This window comes from uncultured Prevotella sp. (assembly GCF_946407605.1).
In the GTDB taxonomy this organism is placed as follows: domain Bacteria; phylum Bacteroidota; class Bacteroidia; order Bacteroidales; family Bacteroidaceae; genus Prevotella.
In genome coordinates, this window is the sequence record NZ_CAMJOS010000009.1 from 1 (window position 1) to 19,634 (window position 19,634).

At 46.7% G+C, this 19,634-nt stretch carries 14 protein-coding genes and 1 tRNA gene; 4 read left to right on the plus strand and 11 right to left on the minus strand.

The genetic code is table 11. The features are described 5' to 3' along the window. Window positions 1-89: 89 nt before the first annotated feature. The 8 genes from Q0R57_RS05665 to lon form a co-directional block, all read right to left on the minus strand. Window positions 90-163: transfer RNA gene (locus Q0R57_RS05665), tRNA-Asp, on the minus strand. Between the two features lie 118 nt (window positions 164-281). Next, window positions 282-1,337 carry a phenylalanine--tRNA ligase subunit alpha gene (pheS, locus tag Q0R57_RS05670; RefSeq protein WP_294744520.1) on the minus strand — a complete coding sequence of 352 codons (1,056 nt, stop codon included), beginning with the start codon at window positions 1,335-1,337 and terminating at the stop codon, window positions 282-284. A 106-nt stretch (window positions 1,338-1,443) separates the two neighbouring features. After that, entirely contained in the window at window positions 1,444-3,525 is a 2,082-nt protein-coding gene (locus Q0R57_RS05675; protein ID WP_294744522.1) for a TonB-dependent receptor, read from the minus strand. After that, on the minus strand, window positions 3,518-6,049 hold the full coding sequence (locus Q0R57_RS05680; RefSeq protein WP_294744524.1) for an ATP-dependent Clp protease ATP-binding subunit: 2,532 nt from the start codon (window positions 6,047-6,049) through the stop codon (window positions 3,518-3,520). Before Q0R57_RS05680 ends, Q0R57_RS05675 begins: the two co-directional genes overlap by 8 nt. Then, on the minus strand, window positions 6,046-7,314 hold the full coding sequence (locus Q0R57_RS05685) for a DEAD/DEAH box helicase (RefSeq protein WP_294744526.1): 1,269 nt from the start codon (window positions 7,312-7,314) through the stop codon (window positions 6,046-6,048). Before Q0R57_RS05685 ends, Q0R57_RS05680 begins: the two co-directional genes overlap by 4 nt. 23 nt (window positions 7,315-7,337) lie before the next feature. Next, window positions 7,338-8,447, minus strand: coding sequence for an LptF/LptG family permease (locus tag Q0R57_RS05690; protein ID WP_294744528.1), 1,110 nt, complete (start codon window positions 8,445-8,447; stop codon window positions 7,338-7,340). Further along, the gene (tgt, locus tag Q0R57_RS05695; protein ID WP_294744529.1) at window positions 8,444-9,586 is read right to left on the minus strand and encodes a tRNA guanosine(34) transglycosylase Tgt; all 1,143 of its coding nucleotides are present in this window, start codon (window positions 9,584-9,586) and stop codon (window positions 8,444-8,446) included. The genes Q0R57_RS05690 and tgt overlap by 4 nt, the downstream gene beginning before the upstream one ends. After that, window positions 9,583-12,048 carry an endopeptidase La gene (gene lon, locus Q0R57_RS05700; RefSeq protein ID WP_294744530.1) on the minus strand — a complete coding sequence of 822 codons (2,466 nt, stop codon included), beginning with the start codon at window positions 12,046-12,048 and terminating at the stop codon, window positions 9,583-9,585. Before lon ends, tgt begins: the two co-directional genes overlap by 4 nt. Window positions 12,049-12,101: 53 nt before the next feature. Between lon and Q0R57_RS05705 the strand changes: the two genes are divergently transcribed. Beyond that, window positions 12,102-12,851: a methyltransferase gene (locus tag Q0R57_RS05705; RefSeq protein ID WP_294744533.1), complete on the plus strand. Its 750-nt coding sequence runs from the start codon at window positions 12,102-12,104 to the stop codon at window positions 12,849-12,851. Between the two features lie 5 nt (window positions 12,852-12,856). On the opposite strand, the gene Q0R57_RS05710 is transcribed toward Q0R57_RS05705, so the two are convergent. From Q0R57_RS05710 to Q0R57_RS05720, 3 genes are read right to left on the minus strand one after another with little or no spacing between them, the layout of a single operon-like run. Then, the gene (locus Q0R57_RS05710; protein WP_294744534.1) at window positions 12,857-13,066 is read right to left on the minus strand and encodes a hypothetical protein; all 210 of its coding nucleotides are present in this window, start codon (window positions 13,064-13,066) and stop codon (window positions 12,857-12,859) included. Window positions 13,067-13,068: 2 nt separating this feature from the next. After that, entirely contained in the window at window positions 13,069-15,603 is a 2,535-nt protein-coding gene (locus tag Q0R57_RS05715) for a glycosyl hydrolase (RefSeq protein ID WP_294744536.1), read from the minus strand. Window positions 15,604-15,606: 3 nt separating this feature from the next. Continuing rightward, complete coding sequence (locus Q0R57_RS05720; protein ID WP_294744538.1) at window positions 15,607-16,836, minus strand: rhamnogalacturonan acetylesterase; 1,230 nt, start codon at window positions 16,834-16,836, stop codon at window positions 15,607-15,609. A gap of 159 nt (window positions 16,837-16,995) precedes the next feature. Here Q0R57_RS05720 and Q0R57_RS05725 point away from each other — a divergent pair, with 159 nt between their 5' ends. The 3 genes from Q0R57_RS05725 to Q0R57_RS05735 are packed head-to-tail and all read left to right on the plus strand — an operon-like array spanning window position 16,996 to window position 19,618. Then, window positions 16,996-17,346, plus strand: a complete 351-nt coding sequence (locus Q0R57_RS05725) for an NADH-quinone oxidoreductase subunit A (protein ID WP_294744540.1) — start codon at window positions 16,996-16,998, stop codon at window positions 17,344-17,346. Beyond that, entirely contained in the window at window positions 17,337-18,059 is a 723-nt protein-coding gene (locus Q0R57_RS05730; RefSeq protein ID WP_294744543.1) for an NADH-quinone oxidoreductase subunit B, read from the plus strand. The genes Q0R57_RS05725 and Q0R57_RS05730 overlap by 10 nt, the downstream gene beginning before the upstream one ends. Next, window positions 18,056-19,618 carry an NADH-quinone oxidoreductase subunit C gene (locus Q0R57_RS05735; protein ID WP_294744545.1) on the plus strand — a complete coding sequence of 521 codons (1,563 nt, stop codon included), beginning with the start codon at window positions 18,056-18,058 and terminating at the stop codon, window positions 19,616-19,618. Before Q0R57_RS05730 ends, Q0R57_RS05735 begins: the two co-directional genes overlap by 4 nt. Window positions 19,619-19,634: the final 16 nt, after the last annotated feature.

Genomic DNA, 19,634 nt, shown 5'->3' on the forward strand with positions numbered 1-19,634 from the left:
CGTGACCTCCTGCGTGACAGGCAGGCATTCTAACCTACTGAACTAACGCACCAGTCCATAATATTTTGAGTGCTTGCAGACCTGAGAGGCGGTGCGTACGAGATTCGAACTCGTGACCTCCTGCGTGACAGGCAGGCATTCTAACCTACTGAACTAACGCACCATTTTGCGTCTCTGTCTGTTTTGCGGGTGCAAAGGTATTACTTTTTCTTCAAATAAAAAAATGTTTTGACAGAAACTTTACACCGGATAACATCCTTTAACAATCTGATGTCGCTCTGTTATGCCGACTGGAATTCCTCTAAGAATCGGGTGTCGTTCTCAGAGAACATACGCAGGTCAGAGACGCGATACTTCAGGTTGGTAATACGCTCAACACCCATACCAAAGGCATAGCCACTATACTCTTTAGAGTCTATTCCACACTGTTCCAGCACGTTGGGGTCAACCATACCACATCCCAGAATCTCTACCCAACCGGTGTGCTTGCAGAAACCGCAACCCTCACCGCCGCAGATGAAGCATGAGATATCCATCTCCGCAGAGGGCTCTGTGAAGGGGAAATAGGAGGGACGAAGACGAATCTTCGTGTCGGCACCAAACATCTCCTTGGCAAACGAAAGCAACACCTGTTTCAGGTCGGTGAATGACACGTTCTTATCGATATACAGACCTTCGACCTGATGGAAGAAACAGTGAGCGCGGGCTGTGATGGCCTCATTACGATAGACACGACCCGGGCAGATAACGCGGATAGGAGCTGTCAACTTCCCATCCTCGGTATGCATATTCTCCATCACACGGGCCTGAACACTTGATGTGTGGGAACGCAGAAGAATATTCTTGGTAACGTCGTTGGGATGCTGAGATACAAAGAATGTGTCCTGCATATCGCGGGCGGGGTGGTCGGCAGCAAAATTCATCTTGGTGAATACATGCAGGTCGTCCTCCACTTCAGGACCGTCAGCCAACACAAAGCCCATACGACTGAAGATGTCGATAATCTCGTTAGTCACAATGGTGAGCGGATGGCGCGTACCCAATTGGATGGGGTAGGGCGTGCGGGTGAGGTCGATGGCTTCGTCAACGCTATCCTGAGCAGTACATGCCTCGCGCAGCATATTGATGCGGTCGGTAATGCGTTGCTTCAGTTCGTTAATCTTCATACCCACTTCTTTTTTCTGCTCGGCGGGTACTGAGCGGAAGTCTTTCATCAGCTCGTTAAGTTCACCATTCTTACTCAGGTATCTCAGTCGGAGCTGCTCTACTTCCTCAGCATTCTTGGCCTCCAGCGAGTCTACTTGCTGAAGGAGTTGGTCTATTTTTTCAAGTATCATTTTCCTAAAAATTGCAATTTCGGATGCAAAGGTACTGCAATTCGAGGGAAAAACCAAATGAAAATGGATTTTTCTTCTGAAAAGCCTGTCCTTGCATCCGAAAGTGTTACTGTAACAGCTGTATCTTGACACCGCCAATGAGCCAGAGGCCAGGTTGCTGTACATTACCGAAGTCTACATACGAACGGTTATCCAGCAAGTTGTTGGCTTCGACATAGAGCGTATAGCGAGGGGCTTCCCATTGTACGCGGGCATCAACTAACGCATAGGGACGATAGTCGCAAATCTCGTCACTAAAGTTGGTGTATGAGCCTACACGGTCCTGCCAACGACAGCTCAAACCCATACTGAGTTGTCGCCAGACGTCCGTCTGAAGTCGTGCTACTAATTTATGGCGCAAGTATTCCAAGGCGTATTGTGATACGATGCCCCGCTCCAAATCTTTATCTTGTTCTATATAATTATATGAAATGTCTAGCGTAGACTGGTGTGTCTCCAACTTCAGCAGATGGCGCAGGTCTAATGTGGCATTAGCCTCAATGCCGTAGGAGTTAATCTTCGTATGATTGACGCTCTGCCATTGTGCCTGCTCACCCTGTCGTGTGTCCATCACCCAGTCAATCATGTCTTTTCCGTGATGATGATAGGCTGTGAACTTAGCCTGGAATATGTCAGACTGATAGTTTGCGCCAACTTCTATAGCCTGCATCTCTTCTGGTTTTAGATGTGGGTCGGCAGCATAGCCTTGCAGTTTGTAGTACATCTCTGTGAACGAGGGTGGCCGCAGCGATGTGTTATATGAGGCAAAGAGCTTTAGCTTATGAAGGGATGGATTCTCCCATGCCACATAACTGATATCAACTCCTGGATAGATGGTCATATTCATGCTGCTCCACGTGCTCTTGGCGGCCACGAAACCTGCAGAGAGGGTGAATCTCCTTAGTAGTAGATTATGTTCTAGATGGGCTGAGATGTTGGTACGGTTGACGCCCAACGTGTAGTCGCGGTCTGTGCCGGCAATATGGTGTGTGTTGAAGAGCGGCTCACCTAGGTTACCGCTCACCAAATCCTCGTTTCTGAGTTCAGCACCAAAGGCAGTGCGACCAAGAGTCCAGTCAAAGTAGCTGTTAAGCTTTAATCCATATACATCGCAACGGTTATAATTATACTTCATAATGTCGGGTTGTCCACGATAGCCTTCATAGCGGTCGCGATTCTGGTTCCAATATAAGGCAGGCATGAAATGGACGAAACCGCGTTTGTTCTCACCTTGCAGGGCGGAATAAATCTTTGTGGTATGTTCATATTGTTCATCGGCTTGCCAACGGGGTGTGGCATAGAAAGTGCCAGACCCCCATCCTTTGTCGGCTATACCTACATGCCATGATAGTCGCACCTGTTCATCATCGTAGTTGCCTTGATAGAATGCCTTTGAACCACTGAAGTCAGTGTTAAGCCTACCACTCTTGGAACGTGAATAGCCGTCGCTTCGGGTATATGATGATGAAATGGAATTGTTGCCCATAGACATGCGTCCACCAATTCTGCCATAGCCATACGAGCCTCCTTCCGCGTAGATCTCAGTACCTTTATTATGGGATGTAGTCACAATGTTGATAGCACCAACGAGCGACGAGGTTCCATAGATACGTCCAGCGGGACCTTCAAGCACTTCGACACGCACGATGTCGCTCAGGTCGCATGGCAGGTCAAAGGTGTTATGGGCAGTCTGTGGATCACAGATATTTATGCCATTGAGCAGGACTGTGATTTGCTCTTGGGTGCCTCCGCGAATTGAGATGTCTGTCTGTGAACCTAAAGGCCCGCGTTGTCGGACGTCGATGCCGACAGCCATCTTGAGCAAATCGTTAATACTTTGTACTGGCGCCTGCGCAATGTCCTCGCGGCTCAGTACAGTTACCATTCTCGCAGCCTGACTCACTGTCAGGGGGGCTCGGGACCCCATGACGCATACATCATCAAGCGTCACTTCGCGAGCAGGGGTTTTGGTGGAGTCTACACGCCATGTCTCATCACTGATACTTTCGGCCTTGGCTGCAGAGAGTGTAGCCACGCTGAGTACAGAGATGATAACTTCGCGTCCCAAACTGGCAAAGACGGAATAGCCTTTGCGCTGAAAATGATGGAACACCAAAACCTCACGCTTGTTGAACTGAGGTTTAATCACTTTGAATTGTTGTTTGTAATTGAATGGAAAGTTCTTCCTTGTCGGGATGTTTGTCGATTACAATAACGGAACCTGGCTTAATGCTCTCGTCGAGAATCATCTCACAGATGCCGTCTTCGATATAGTTCTGGATGGCACGTTTCAGAGGACGGGCACCAAACTGCACATCATAGCCTTTAGTGGCTACGAAGACCTTGGCAGCATCTGTCAACTGCATTTCATACCCCAAATCCTTGATGCGCTTAACCAGTCCTTTCAGTTCGACGTCGATAATCCGTTTGATAGCCTCCATATCCAATTGGTCGAAGGTTATAATTTCATCAAGACGATTGAGAAACTCGGGAGAGAACTGCTTGGACAACGCCTTCTGGATGATGGAACGGGCATGTTCGCGGTCTTTCTCATTCATGTTGATGCCCAGCGTAGAGGCGGTAAAGCCAATGCCGTTGCCAAATTCCTTGAGTTGACGGGTGCCTGCGTTGGAGGTCATGATGATAACCGTATTACGGAAGTCCACAAAACGACCATTGCCATCAGTAAGACGTCCCTCGTCGAGAACCTGTAGCAACAGATTGAAGACGTTTCCATGAGCTTTCTCGATTTCGTCCAAAAGCACAATACTATAAGGCTTGCGACGAACACGCTCCGTGAGCTGACCGCCCTCTTCATAGCCTACATAGCCTGGAGGTGCACCTATAAGTCTGGAGACGTTGAACGACTCGGTATATTCACTCATGTCTACACGAATGAGTGCATCGGCAGAGCCAAACATTTGTTCTGCCAGCTTCTTGGCTAGATAGGTCTTTCCAACACCCGTCGGACCAAGGAACATAAAGGCACCAATGGGGTGGTTGGGATCTTTCAGTCCCACACGGTTGCGCTGGATGGCTTTCACCATCTTGTCGATGGCTGCATCCTGTGCAATAACGCTGGCTTTCAATTTTGGAGCCATATCTTTCAGACGGACACCTTCGCTCTCTGCCATACGCTGAACTGGGATGCCAGTCATCATAGATACCACATCAGATACTTCGACCTCGGTGACAGTCTGTCGTTCTTCGGAATTACCGGCAAGCCATTTTGTCTGCACCTCAGCCAATTGCTTCTCCAATGCTGACTGCCTGTCGCGGTAGCCGGCAGCCAACTCGTAGTTCTGGTTGCTCACAGCCTGATGTTTTTTGTCTTTTATCTCATCGAGCTGTTTCTCCAGTTCATCAATCTCGGGAGGTATCTGTGCATTTCTAAGATGTACGCGAGCACCTGTCTCATCCATTGCATCAATAGCCTTATCGGGCTGAGCACGGTCAGTCATGTAGCGTTCTGTCAATTTGACACATGCTATGATAGCATCTTCGGAGAACTCTACATGATGATGATCTTCGTATCGGTCTTTGATGTTATACAGGATTTGTAAAGTCTGTTCAGCAGTGGTAGGTTCTACGAGAACTTTCTGGAAACGACGTTCCAAAGCTCCGTCTTTCTCTATGCTGTTACGGTATTCATCGAGTGTGGTAGCACCAATACACTGGATGACACCGCGTGCCAATGCAGGCTTCATGATATTGGCAGCATCCATACTGCCAGGTGTGGATCCGGCACCGATAATCGTGTGAATTTCGTCAATAAAGACGATAATATTCGGTGTCTGTTCTATTTCCTTGAGAAGGGCACGGATACGCTCCTCAAACTGTCCGCGATATTTCGTTCCTGCAACAACACCTGTCATGTCAAGGCTTACTATGCGGCGGTTGAAGAACATGGGTGAGCATTTACGCTGGGCTATCATCTGTGCCAGACCTTCAACGATAGCACTCTTGCCTACACCAGGTTCGCCAATCAGTATGGGGTTGTTTTTCTTACGCCGTCCCAGAATTTCCATCACACGTTGTATCTCTTGCTCACGTCCTACACAGGGATCAAGTTTGCCTTCAAGGGCTGCACGTGTCAAGTCTGTGGAGAAATTATCTAAAACAGGTGTCTTGGATTTTTCCTTGGGACTATTTGTTGCTGTTTGTGTGGTTTGTGATGTCTGTTCTTCCGTCTCTTCCTCATCCTCATCAGGCAATTGGAGTGCATCCTTTGTCTGGGGTGCTTTTAGCAGATTGAGGACATCGGTGTAGTGGATATTCTTGTTTTCCAATATCTGTTTTGCTTCGTTCTCAGAACGATCATGAAGAATGGCCAACAAAAGATGTTGTTCGTCAACGCATTGCTCGTGTTGCATACGTGCTTCGAGAACGGCCAGTTTCAGTATGTTGTTGGCACTCTCGTTCAGAAGCAACTCTTCTACATTTGTTTGTTGAAACAGACCATTTGTGTCGTTGAGCTTCATTTCCAATGACAACTTGATATCTTCTTTCTTGATGGAGAGTCTCTGGAAAATGTCAAATACAGGACCATCTTTCATGCGCATCATAGCCAGTAACAGATGTTCCGGGCCAACGTAGCTGGACGAAAGACGCTGAGCCTCCTCTCGTGAGAAAGCCAAAATCTCGGAGACTTTAGGTGAAAACTGATTCGTCATGAGTTTCCTTTCTTATGTTTGTTCGAAGAAGATTTAGCAAAATGCGTGCCAGACCTTTTGCTGCCCTTACGATGTCCTCGTCCGCGACCGCCTTTTCTGACCTCCTTCATTGCTTGATAGTCGGGACCTTCTCCAAGTCCTTCAGGTAAGGGGAGCTTCTCTATCTCCTTCTGAAGGAAATGCTCTATAGGCTTGAAAAAACGGAAGTCGTTGTCGCTGACGAAAGTAATTGCCTCGCCGTCACGATCTGCACGGGCCGTTCGGCCAATGCGATGAACGTAATCTTCACTGTCGTGGGGCACATCGAAATTAATAACCATTCTGATGTCGTCAATATCGATGCCACGTGCTACGATATCGGTAGCTACCAAGACATCAACCTGACCGGCCTTGAAACGATACATCACATCATCACGTTCGGCCTGGGTTAAGTCGCTGTGCATGGGAGCACAATTGATCTTCAGTTTCTGTAAGGTGCGGTTGATGTCCTTCACCTTATCTTTCTTACCGCAGAAGATAATCACACGTTTCAGGTCGCCTTGTTTGAAGATGTTTTCTATAATACGTACCTTTTGGGGTTCGTAACAGATATAGGCCATCTGGTGAATCTTTTCTGCCGGACGGCTCACCTTGAGCTTCACTTCTATGGGGTTATGAAGTAGGGATACGGCCAGCTCGCGAATCTTGGCAGGCATGGTGGCAGAGAACATCACCTTCTGACAACTCTCAGGCAGCAGCTTGTTAATTTGAAGGATATCCTCCATAAAGCCCATGTCGAGCATACGGTCGGCTTCGTCGAGTACAAAAAATGACGTACGTGAGAGATCAAGATTGCCGACTTTCAGGTGACTGAGAAGACGGCCTGGCGTGGCGATAACCACAGGTGCACCACCTCTCAGACTCTTTATCTCCTGATCAAAACGTGAGCCGTCGTTGCCACCATAGACAGCGATGCTACTAACGTTATCAAGATAGTATGAAAAGCCCTCCATGGCCTGGTCTATCTGCTGAGCCAATTCACGGGTGGGTGACATCACAATGCAATTGATGGTATCCTCGGGATAGCCGCCGTCATCAAGCATAGAAAGAATAGGCAATAAGTATGCGGCAGTTTTTCCAGTACCAGTTTGAGCTACACCCAATACGTCACGTCCATCCAGTATCTCTGGAATGCATCGCTCCTGAATAGGTGTCATTTCCTCGAAATGCATATCATAAAGCGCATCGAGGATATTATCATTTAAATATGTTTCTTCAAATGTCATTTTATATTATCGTTCTTTTCCATTTAATTGGGCGCCTGTCGATAGCAGAAATATGCTATGACGGCATATATTAAGTTGGGAATCCACGCTGCCAATAAGGCAGGCAGACCGGCGTTGATAGCAAAAGTGGCGCTGATGGTCTGTAAAAGGATATAGGAGAAAGACAGAGCCAGACCAATTCCTAAAGACAATCCCATGCCGCCTTTGCGCTTTCTAGCTGATAGAGAGGCACCGATGATTGTAAGAATGAAGGAGGCAAACGAAGTGGCTATGCGCTTGTGGTATTCTACTTCATATTGTACAACATTCTGAGAACCTCGTTCCTGCTGTTTGGAGATGTAGCGCAGCAACTCGGGTGAGGTGAAAGTTTCCTGCTGCCCATTACTATAGACGAGGTCCATGGGCTCCATCATAATAAGCGTGTCAATCTCTACTCCTGTCTCAATTTTCTCGCGCAGACCTTTAAGTGTCCTAATTTTGTAGTTGATGGCTTTCCAATGATAGCGTGAATCAGAAATGGTGTCGTACTGGATGACGTTGGCCGTCATATGACTAACCAGTTTCTTGTCTTCAAATTTATCAAGCGAGAAGCCATAGCCACGTTTGATATTATTATCGTATTGCTGCAAATATGCAATAACGCCAGGTGCAACCTGCAACTGAACATTGCTGGCAGAGGTGATGCGTTTCTTGTTTTTGTATTGTGTTTCGAAATTCAAGCGTACAACGTTGCCATGAGGAATGACATACGCTCCCAGATAGAAATTGAGGATAGCAATAATGGCGGCTGACACCATGTAGGGTCTCATCAGACGACGGAAACTGGTACCTGCTGCCAACATGGCAATGATTTCGGAATTGCCCGCCAACTTTGATGTAAAGAAGATGACGGCAATGAATACAAACAATGGTGAAAAGAGATTGGCAAAGTAGGGAACGAAGTTGGCATAATAGTCGAAAATAATGGCACTCCATGGCGCATGATAGGTAGAGAACTTGTTTAAGTTCTCATTAAAATCGAACACGATACTTATACTGATTATCAGCAAGATGGAATATATGTATGTTCCAATGAACTTGCTGATGATGTATCGGTCAAGCCGTGGGATTAATCGTGCAAGTATTTTCTTCATACTCTGCGTCCTAAGTCATTAATCACTGAGCGCTTCCATTGCGTAAAATCGCCTTGCTCGATGTGCTGACGGGCATCAGTCACCAATCGGAGATAGAAAGCCAAGTTGTGGATAGAGGCTATCTGCAAAGCCAATAACTCCTGAGCTTTGAATAAATGGTGAAGATATGCCTTTGAATGCAAGCGGTCTATGTCGCAACCATCGGCGTCGATAGGTGAGAAGTCATTCTCCCATTTCTTGTTGCGCATGTTCATAGTACCCTGATAGGTAAAAAGTAGGGCGTTTCGGCCATTGCGGGTAGGCATCACACAATCGAACATATCTACGCCACGTTCTATTGCTTCAAGAATATTCTGAGGTGTACCCACTCCCATCAGATATCGTGGACGGTCCTTAGGCAGTATTTCATTGACTACCTCAATCATTTCATACATTACTTCGGTAGGCTCACCAACAGCCAGACCACCAATGGAGGCACCTCCACCATCGTTAAGCATGCCCAGACGGTCTACCACGTGTTTGGCGGCATCCTGTCGCAAGTCTTTGTATTTACATCCCTGTACAATTGGGAAAAGGGTCTGCTTATGACCATAGAGTGGCTCTGTCTCGTTGAAGCGTTTGATACACCGATCTAACCAACGTTGTGTCAGCCCAAGAGAACGCTTAGCATATTGATAATCGCTTTCGCCAGGAGGACATTCGTCGAGTGCCATCATAATATCGGCACCGATGATACGCTCGGTATCCATGACATTCTCGGGAGTGAAGACGTGTTTTGAACCGTCAATATGACTACGGAACTCACAACCTTCTTCCCTTAACTTGCGTATGCCTGTCAGCGAGAAAACTTGAAAACCGCCAGAGTCCGTCAGTATGGGACGGTCCCAGGTGTTGAACTTATGCAGACCTCCAGCTTTGCGAAGTGTGTCAAGTCCCGGCCGCAGATATAGATGGTAGGTGTTTCCCAGAATGATTTGTGCCTTGACTTGCTCACGCAATTCCTGGAAATGAACACCTTTCACGCTGCCGCAGGTGCCGACTGGCATGAAGATAGGTGTCTTTATCTGTCCATGGTCAGTGGTGATAAGCCCTGTGCGGGCACTGCTATATGGGTCGCTATGTTGCAGTTCGAATTTCATTTCTTGTCCTCTTTCTCTTTCTCGTCTTCGATTTCAAACTTCAGCGAATTCTTGACAATCTCATCAGTCAATGCCAAGTTCCATACGTCCTGCACATTCTCCACATAGTGGAACTGAACCCCCTGTAGATACATCTCGGGTATCTCCAGAATGTCTTTCTTATTTTCCTGGCACATCACAATATCGGTGATACCAGCACGTTTTGCTGCCAGAATCTTCTCCTTGATACCACCTACAGGTAGAACTTTACCACGTAAAGTAATCTCACCGGTCATCGCCATATTCTTACGTACTTTACGTTGGGTTAGGGCAGAAGCGATAGATGTGGCAATGGTGATACCTGCCGAAGGACCGTCTTTTGGGGTAGCACCTTCTGGCACATGGATATGAATGTTCCAGTTGTCAAAGATGCGGTAATCGATGTTGAGCTTCTCGGCATGGGCTTTCACATATTCCAGAGCCAACACCGCCGACTCCTTCATCACATCTCCTAGATTTCCGGTTAATGTCAGTTTCGAACCCTTTCCCTTCGAGAGTGATGTCTCGATGAACAATATCTCGCCACCTACACTGGTCCATGCCAGTCCTGTGACAACACCTGCATAGTCGTTGCCCTGATAGATGTCACGATAGAATGGCGGTTTGCCAAGCAGGTCTTCCAATGATTCAGGCGTAATTTTCCAGTTGTCAATGCTACCATTCATCTGGCGTCGGTAAGCCAATTTACGCATGGCTTTGTTAATCTGCTTCTCCAACTGTCTGACACCACTTTCACGTGTGTACTGTTCGATGATTTTCTCAATGGCGGCCTTGTTGAACTTAGGCTTGCTAGTCAGCATCTTCAGTCCGGTATTCTCCAGTTCCCTTGGTATCAGGTGACGCTTGGCAATTTCTATCTTTTCTTCTGTGATATAACCACTCACCTCAATAACCTCCATGCGGTCGAGCAAGGGACGTGGAATAGTGCCGAGGTTGTTGGCTGTGGCAATAAAGAGTACCTTCGATAGATCATAGTCCACGTCAAGATAGTTGTCGTGGAAAGCTGTGTTCTGTTCGGGATCAAGCACTTCGAGCAGAGCTGAAGCTGGGTCGCCATTGATGGTGCCTTGTGTCACTTTATCAATCTCGTCAAGGATGAATACGGGATTGCTTGAACCAGCTTTCTGAATGCTCTTGATGATGCGTCCGGGCATGGCACCGATATAAGTGCGACGGTGTCCACGAATCTCTGCCTCATCGTGCAGACCGCCCAATGATACACGTACATACTTACGCTTCATGGCCTCGGCAATAGACTTGCCAAGTGAGGTCTTACCAACACCTGGAGGTCCATAAAGACAAATGATAGGACTCTTCAAATCGCCACGTAGTGAAAGAACTGCCATATATTCCAGAATACGTTCCTTCACCTTTTCCATGCCGTAATGGTCATGGTCTAAAATCTTCTGTGCACGTTGTAGGTTTAGGTCATCCTTGGTATAGTCATCCCAAGGCAACGAAACAAATGTCTGTAGATAGTTTAACTGGACATTGAAATCAGGACTTTGTGGCTGGAGGTTATCCAATTTGTCTACTTCCTTATAGAAAGTGCGTGCAACATCGTCCGACCATTTCTTGTCCATGGCTTTGCGAAGCAACTCTGATTTCTCGGGTGACTGCTCGTTACCCATTTCAGCCTGCAGGTTCTTGATTTGCTGTTGCAGGAAGTAGTTCTTCTGTTGCTCGTCGATATCCTCACGGGTCTTATTACGGATATCCGTCTTTAGCTTCTGAAGGTTTATTTCGCGGTTTAGCGCTTTCATGGCACCAAAGAGCCGCTCCTTGACGGTTTCCACAGTCAATAGCTTGACTTTCTCCTGTATGGTGAAAGGCATGTTGGAACAGAGGAAACTCAGCATCATCTCGTCATTGTGGATATTTCGGATGGCAAACATAGCCTCGTCGGGCATCTCATCAACCATTGAAATATAGCGTTCTGCCATATTCCGTAAGTCATCAATGGCGGTCTTCCATTCTTTGTCGTGCTTGTCGGGGTGCATCTCTGGCTTGGGCTCAACCTCACCTTCGAGATAAGGCATTAACTTGGTGAGACGTTTTAAATGAAAGCGTCCTAATGCCTGCACTACAACCGTAGAGGAACCACCTGGCAGATTAAACTGCTTAACAACCTTAGCTGCCACGCCGTATTCAAAAAGGTCGCCTTCAACAGGCATTTCAATATCCGGATCACGTTGACATACAACACCTATCAAAGAACTAGTCTTCTCTGCCTGACGTACCAGTTTCATGCTTGACTCACGACCAAGCAGGATGGGCCATACGACGCCAGGGAATATCACAATGTTCCTGACAGGAAGGATGGGCAGAGTTGATGGGATTTCTCCATCAATCATGTCTGTGATATCTCCTTCCAAATCGGCAATCATCGATATGGACTTAGTATTATACTGATTATCGTTCATTTTAATTTTAAACTCCATAATTGGGGTGCAAAGTTACGAAAATTAATTGAAAAATGGCGATGTATTCATTGATTATTAACAAAAAATGTATATCTTTGTGGCCGATTATGGCAAATGAATACTTCAAATTCAAACAATTCACCATATGGCAATCCGATTGCGCCATGAAAGTTGGAACAGACGGAACACTTCTTGGTGCATGGGCAGAAGGTGGTCAGAAGATTCTTGATATCGGCACTGGTACAGGACTTATTGCACTGATGATGGCGCAACGTTTTCCCGAGTCATATATCACAGGAATAGATATCGACCCTGCTGCTGTTAGTCAGGCACGAATTAATGTTGCACATTCGCCCTTTGCCGACCATGTGGAAATACTTGAAGCCGATGCTCATGACTTCAATGGTACTTTTGATGCCATTGTCTCTAATCCTCCTTTTTTTGCTGATTCGTTAATATCTCCAGACTCCCGACGTTCTATAGCACGCCACAGTCTCTCCCTGACATATAAGGCGCTCTTCGAAACAGCTCGTAGATTATTGACGGAGCAGGGCATTATTTCTGTAGTAGTGCCGTTTGATTATGTACAGAAAGTCAAATCTGAAGCCGCACTAAGCGGTTTCTTTTTACATAGGGACTGGGCGGTCAAAACCACGCCACACAAGAATATCCGACGCTTCCTGCTGTCCTTTGGTCTTCATAGTGTTAGGCACATAGATGCAGGCGTCGGAGTCTTAGAAGAGTCGCCGGGTCAACGTTCTGACTGGTATCGTCAGCTTACAGAAGCTTTCTATATTAAGTAGGGCTTTTAGTCCATTTTGTATACGATGACAACAGCGATGAACAGTAAGATTGCTACAATGCAAAGAATTCTGAACAGCCATTTTTGAATTATTCTTTTTCTTTGTATTGCCAACAGACTGTCTCTCTTGAACTTAGATGCGCCATCCATTTTGTGGTGATGATGGTGGTGCTCGTGATGTTCGTGATGATGATGATGATGTTCTTGTTCAGCCATTTTTATTGAAGTTTTTTAATTATTATTTCAGAGTTTAAACCGCTAGGAACAGGTTCCCATTGGTCGTATGTTGTCTTTTTGTAATTAATGTCCACGACATTGATTTCCTCCATCTTACGCCATTTTACGCCCAGACGGTCCAGGTCGGCAATGCGATTAGCTGGTAGGTTGGTCACCTCGATGCGTATTTCGTTGTCACCGGCTTTCAGCGTTTGCTGACAGTCGAGCACAAAAGGCACACTCCATGCGCAGCCAATGAATTGTCCGTTAATGTAGACACGGGCCGACTCGCGGACGTCGCCGAGGTCTATCACCCATTTGCCTTCTTTATAGTTTCCCTTGGGAAGCCTGAATGTCGTGGTATAGACGCCAGTACCCATAAGTATCTTGGTCTGTTCATCCAATCCTTCCCATGTTTGTAACTGCTGAAGTTGATAGGTCTTGCTGACAACTGGCTCACATTCTGTAAAAGAAAGCGTCCAAGGTCCGCTGATTGTTATAGTCTCTATAGTTTTATTTGCTATATTGACTCCACAATTATTATCAAGAGTTTCGTCGAATGTCTGAAGAATCATGGATTCTCCACTATGCAAACAGATGTCAAGGCCTTCACGATCGAAAACTGCATCATAGATGTCTCCGTTCAGTGGATTAAACCACTTGGCATCCTTAAAAGGAACAGCTAAAGGCACCTTCTGGTGGATGTCCTCAGGCGTCAGGTTGGCTATGAAATAGTGATAGCCATTGACGTTCTTACGGCGTATAGCTTTCAGTCCACACTTCGTCTTCATCAGTTCCGGCTTTGCCGCTGTCTGAAGAGAGGTAGCATCAATCTGATAAAAGATATGCGCACCTTGGGCTTTCAGTTGTGCAATATGCTGTTTAACTGGCTCAGGCATGTTATCTGAACCTGGAATAATCAATCCTTTGTATTGAGTGCCAGCAGCAGTCTCCACCCTGCCATCTTTATATGTTACACCCATCAATAGACGCTCGGAGATATAGTCACAGTCGAATCCGGCACGATCTATGTTGAGGATGGTCTTGATAAAGTCTGGTGCTAAACGCCCCATTTCATGAATGGAGAATTGCATCAATAATTTATTGATATTCTTTTTCCACATGTCGCGAATGGGTAGCAATACGAGGAAATCGTTGTCGGGTTGTCCCATTTGCAGGAAACTCTGACAACGGGTAACGTAATCCATAAAGTAAGGAGCGTCGCGCCAGATGCTGTTGGTAGGACTCATGTCAATCGAAGCATAGAACTTCCATCCAGGCCATTTATCGTCCTTAGGAGAATAGCAGGTGCCGTGAAAGAACATGTGGTTGACACCAGCGCAAAACATTAGGTCGAGGTCGGGTTTTAGTTGCGATAGACTGGTACGGAAGTGCTCCGTAAGCCATGTGAATGTTTCGCTCGAGGTGTAGGGCTTTCCACAGACATGAGCTGCTGAAGGCGCATACTTGAACATTGAGTAGTCTGAGTCATTTTTTCGGGTTTTGCCTGGATCAGTGCGCAGTCCCTTGATGCCGAACTCTGAGAGTCCGAAACCCTCTATTTCGGGGATGTCAACAGCAGCGTAGCAGTCGATGAGGTTCGCGGGTGAACCATGAGCCTGATTCCTTGTGATGGCCCCGTGCTTATGTGCCCAAGTTGTCCATTGCTCGGTAAAGTTTTCTAATAATAGGTCGCCAAGAGTCTCGCGATAGTCGCTTAATACTTTTGGGTCGTTTTCTAGCAGTTCCGGTAATTTTTCTTCTAGCTTATAACCACGGCGTTTCTCGAATTCTGCAAATAGTGTCGGTGTCCATGTGGCATCGGCTACCTCATACGAGTCATTGAAGAATGTGTGAGGGTAGGGGGTCTTTGTTCTCTCGAAGGCTTCTTCGATATGATGTAGATAGTTTGCCACAGCCTTATGGTCAAAATGATCAATAACGAGACCTTCACCACCAGGGGCAGCACGTTTCACTCTCATTATGCCAAACTTACTGTAAAGAGCAATGACACGCACCCGACCGTCGGCCTGTGGGAACGTTTTTTGCAATTCGAAGCGACTATTTCTCTGATCCTTAAGTGGTAACGTAAGAATCACTCCATTAGCAGCGAGTTCGTCGGCACCCTCCTTACTCATCAGGGTGTCGACAAATACCATCTTTGATGCACTCTCCTCTAATGGCACCCAAGGCCCTCCGAAGGGCCAACCCGTACCTGTGGCCATATCCACTTCTATGCCGTTCCGGTCAGCTTGTTCAATGGTGTGGCGTAATATTGCCATCCATGCATCAGACAAATAGGTAATGTTATTCGCTTGGTTACCTTGAACACCATATATTGGTGTGATTTCTACAGCTCCGATACCGTGTTCTCCATATTCTGAAAGATTCCATTTCAGATTCTCTTGATCCACAGCAGAGCCCAGCCACCACCAGCGTGTGCCAGGTCTGGCCTCCGTTGTTATCGTAGGCCACGACTGTGCTTCGACAGTCAGTGTTAGCATGGAAAGTGCTATGGCGGAGAGAATCTTTTTCATATTTTAATTACCATCGGGTTTCACGTTCTCAACGATAGGTGATGGTGCCCATTGGAAAGTGCGCCAATCATCGGGCTGTGCAGGGTTGAAGTCCTGCCAATCAGGACGAAGGTATTTGATAATCGGTAGCTGGAGCTGTTTCATACCCATCACTACACATTTTGCCACTTCGTATGCGCCATAGGGGTTGAAGTGTGTGTTGTCGGCCAGTTCCCGTCCGTACATCTCTTTAGGATAATGTACCAGTGCTCGTTTGGAATCTTCAAATCCCAGTGTCTCGAAGAATACCTTCGTCATTTGGTTCAGATCTATTAATGGTACATTCTCCTTCTCTGCTACCATCTTCATGGCTGCGGGGAAGTCACCATGAGTATTGCGTAGTGTTTGATGGTCATCATTGAAAGCTCTACGCTGAGTGGGTGTGCAGAACACAATCTCTGCTCCTTTTCCTCGAACTTGATCAATGAATATCTTCAACTGGTACTGATAGTGGTACCATGCACCGTCGCCTGGTGCCTTTTCTTTCTCGTCGTTATGTCCGAATTCCACAAAGACATAGTCGCCATGCTTTAGGGAAGTGAGAATCTTATTCAGTCGCTGCGATGCAATGAAGGAACGAGCTGTGAGACCACTTTCGGCATGATTGCTGATAGCTACCTCAGGACCGAACCAGCGGGTAATCATTTGTCCCCAAGATGCCCACGGCTCGTAGTTCTGGTCAACCACAGTGGAATTACCACATAGGTAAATGGTTGGCACGTCGACCTTTTCAATATGGATGCTCTTGACGGCAGGCAACGCACCGTTGAACTCCAATGTCAATTTCTCGTCCCAAACGAAATAGTCCTTTTCGCGGTCTTTAATCTTGACGTTCTTGCCTTCCTCGATATATGGCGAACGCTTATTGACCACAAATGTCACCTCCTGCGTGTCTTTAGCGTTCTTAGTAGTTATATTGTCCATCATCAATCGGCGACCTTCAGCTCTGACGGTGGTGTCAGAATTTTTTTTGCCTCCCAGCACAACAGTGACTCGATAGTTGCCGTCGGGGACCGCCACAGAGAAGAAGAATGGCAATGACGGCTTCTTTTTATCAGGCGATGGCAGTATGTCATATCCATAGCCGTTTTGGCTGTCATACCGAGGTTGCGGCTTCGTCATGTCGAAGTCGAAGGTCTGAGCATTCATGAATAATGGCAACATTGCCAGTAGTATGGATATCGTTTTTTTCATTATAAATATGAGCCACTCTTAAATGTCTGGCTGCAAAAGTACTCCTTTTTTTTCAATCAGCAAAAAGATTTTGATAAAATATGTCTTTTGTTTGCAAATAAATTACTACCTTTGCAGCGTTTTAAAGTGAACAATATTGTTATAACACTAAATACTTTTATGAATTTCACAATGTTAATCACCGTCCTGGTGACGGCTATTACACTGGTGGCATCAGCCTATGTAATGGCGAAACTATTGGGCCCGCGCTCTTATAATAAGATTAAGGGAGAACCGTTCGAATGCGGTATTCCTACGCACGGCACCAGTTGGATTCCCATCAACGTAGGCTATTATTTGTTTGCCATCCTCTTTCTCATGTTCGATGTGGAAACGGTGTTTCTATATCCGTGGGCAGTCGTTGTGAAGGACTTTGGTGCGTCAGCTTTGCTGTCAATCGGGTTCTTCTTGGTAGTATTAGTATTTGGCCTGGCTTATGCTTGGCGGAAAGGAGCACTGGAATGGAAGTAAGAAAACCGAAAATCAAGTCTTTGCCCTACGACGAGTTTAAGGATAACGAGTCGTTGGAGAAGATTGTTGACGAACTCCATGAGGGTGGTGTCAACGTGGTAACCGGCAATCTGGATTCGCTGATAAATTGGGGCCGCAGCAATTCATTGTGGTCACTGACCTTCGCAACCAGTTGCTGTGGTATCGAGTTTATGGCTTGTGGCTGTTCTCGTTATGACTTTTCGCGTTTTGGCTTTGAGGTGACTCGTAACTCACCCCGTCAGGCTGATCTCATCATGTGTGCAGGTACTATCACTCACAAGATGGCTCCTGCCCTCAAGCGTCTTTACGATGAGATGGCTGAGCCTAAGTATGTGGTGGCTGTTGGCGGTTGTGCCATTAGTGGTGGTCCGTTCAAGCAGAGCTACCATGTAGTGAAGGGCATCGAGGAGATAGTTCCCGTCGATGTGTTCATTCCAGGCTGTCCTCCTCGTCCTGAGGCTATCCTCTATGGCATGATGCAGTTGCAGCGTAAAGTAAAAATCGAGAAGTTCTTCGGTGGTGCTAACCATAAACAGACCAAGGCAGAGGCAGAGTTGGGTGTTTCCAATGAGGAACTGATGTATGGTCGTGGAGGTAAGAAACCCATTGTGGTGACTGAGGTACCCCAGGAGTTTATCACTGAACTCTCTGAGAATACAGAGAACAACAAAGGAAAGGAGGAAGCAAAATGAAACTGAATCATCTTGTATTTGACTTTGACAAGTTTGCACAAGAGATGCAGAACTTGAAGGACAAAAAGCACTTCGACTTCCTTGTTACTATCGTTGGTGAGGACTTTGGAGAAGAAGGTCTGGGCTGTGTATATATCCTTGAGAATACCGAGAACCATGAGCGTTGTAGCGTGAAGATGCTGGCAAAGGTGGTTGATGGTGAGAGTGTGATACCTACCGTCATCAATATCTGGAAGGGTGCCGACCTGTTGGAACGTGAGTGCTTTGACTTCCTTGGCATCAAGTTCTTAGGTCATCCCGATATGCGTCGTCTGTTCCTTCGTAATGACTTCAAGGGCTATCCTCTTCGTAAAGATTTCAAGGCTTCTGATGAGTATAGCCTTGATGATGATGATGAGCCTGACTATGGTATTGAATACTCACTCGATCGCGACGGTCATTTGCAGCAGAAGGAGAATAAACTCTTCACCTCTGACGACTATGTCATTAATATCGGTCCTCAACACCCATCTACCCATGGTGTGCTTCGTCTTCAAACGGTGCTCAATGGTGAAACAGTGAAGCGTATCTATCCCCATCTGGGTTATATCCATCGTGGTATAGAGAAGATGTGGGAGTCGATGACCTATCCTCAGACGCTGGCTCTGACCGACCGTCTGAACTACCTTTGTGCTATGCAGCAGCGTCATGCGCTGGTGGGCGTTATTGAGGAGGCTATGGAGGTAGAACTTACAGACCGTATCCATTATATCCGTACCATCATGGATGAGTTGCAGCGTCTAGACAGCCACCTGCTGTTCACCTCTTGCTGTGCTCAGGACTTGGGCGCCCTCACAGCTTTCCTCTATGGAATGCGTGATCGTGAGCATGTGCTTAATGTGATGGAGGAAACCACTGGTGGACGCCTTATTCAGAACTATTATAGAATAGGTGGCCTGCAGGACGACATTGATCCTAACTTCGTAAACAACGTGAAGGAACTCTGTAAGTACCTGCGTCCTATGATTAAGGAGTATATGGATGTGTTTGGCGATAACATTATTGCCCACAACCGTCTGGAGAACGTTGGACCCATGTCGCTTGGCGACTGTATTAATTATGGTGTCACAGGTCCTGCAGGTCGTGCATCTGGTTGGAAGAACGACGTTCGTAAGAACCATCCCTACGATATGTACGACAAGGTGAACTTCGAGCAGATTACTTTCGACACATGTGACTCAATGGGTCGTTATCTTGTTCATATCAACGAGATGTATCAGAGCTTGGATATCATCGAACAGCTCATTGACAATATTCCTGAGGGCGACTTCTATGTGAAGCAGAAGCCTATCATCAAGGTGCCCGAGGGTCAGTGGTACTTCTCTGTAGAGGGTGCTGCAGGTGAGTTCGGCGTTTATCTCGACTCTAACGGCGACAAGATTCCTTACCGCATGAAAATGCGTCCTATGGGTCTATCGCTCGTGGGTGCCCTCGACCCGATGCTGCGTGGCCAGAAAATTGCTGACTTGGTGACTACTGGTGCTGCCATTGATATTGTTATACCCGACATTGACAGATAAAAGAAGAAGGTATGGA

Bases quoted from the DNA above. Each gene is read 5' to 3' on its own strand.
- pheS (WP_294744520.1), bottom strand. From the start codon at position 1,337: ATGATACTTGAAAAAATAGACCAACTCCTTCAGCAAGTAGACTCGCTG.
- Q0R57_RS05680 (WP_294744524.1), bottom strand. From the start codon at position 6,049: ATGACGAATCAGTTTTCACCTAAAGTCTCCGAGATTTTGGCTTTCTCA.
- Q0R57_RS05685 (WP_294744526.1), bottom strand. From the start codon at position 7,314: ATGACATTTGAAGAAACATATTTAAATGATAATATCCTCGATGCGCTT.
- Q0R57_RS05690 (WP_294744528.1), bottom strand. From the start codon at position 8,447: ATGAAGAAAATACTTGCACGATTAATCCCACGGCTTGACCGATACATC.
- tgt (WP_294744529.1), bottom strand. From the start codon at position 9,586: ATGAAATTCGAACTGCAACATAGCGACCCATATAGCAGTGCCCGCACA.
- lon (WP_294744530.1), bottom strand. From the start codon at position 12,048: ATGAACGATAATCAGTATAATACTAAGTCCATATCGATGATTGCCGAT.
- Q0R57_RS05705 (WP_294744533.1), top strand. From the start codon at position 12,102: ATGGCGATGTATTCATTGATTATTAACAAAAAATGTATATCTTTGTGG.
- Q0R57_RS05710 (WP_294744534.1), bottom strand. From the start codon at position 13,066: ATGGCTGAACAAGAACATCATCATCATCATCACGAACATCACGAGCAC.
- Q0R57_RS05715 (WP_294744536.1), bottom strand. From the start codon at position 15,603: ATGAAAAAGATTCTCTCCGCCATAGCACTTTCCATGCTAACACTGACT.
- Q0R57_RS05720 (WP_294744538.1), bottom strand. From the start codon at position 16,836: ATGAAAAAAACGATATCCATACTACTGGCAATGTTGCCATTATTCATG.
- Q0R57_RS05725 (WP_294744540.1), top strand. From the start codon at position 16,996: ATGAATTTCACAATGTTAATCACCGTCCTGGTGACGGCTATTACACTG.
- Q0R57_RS05730 (WP_294744543.1), top strand. From the start codon at position 17,337: ATGGAAGTAAGAAAACCGAAAATCAAGTCTTTGCCCTACGACGAGTTT.
- Q0R57_RS05735 (WP_294744545.1), top strand. From the start codon at position 18,056: ATGAAACTGAATCATCTTGTATTTGACTTTGACAAGTTTGCACAAGAG.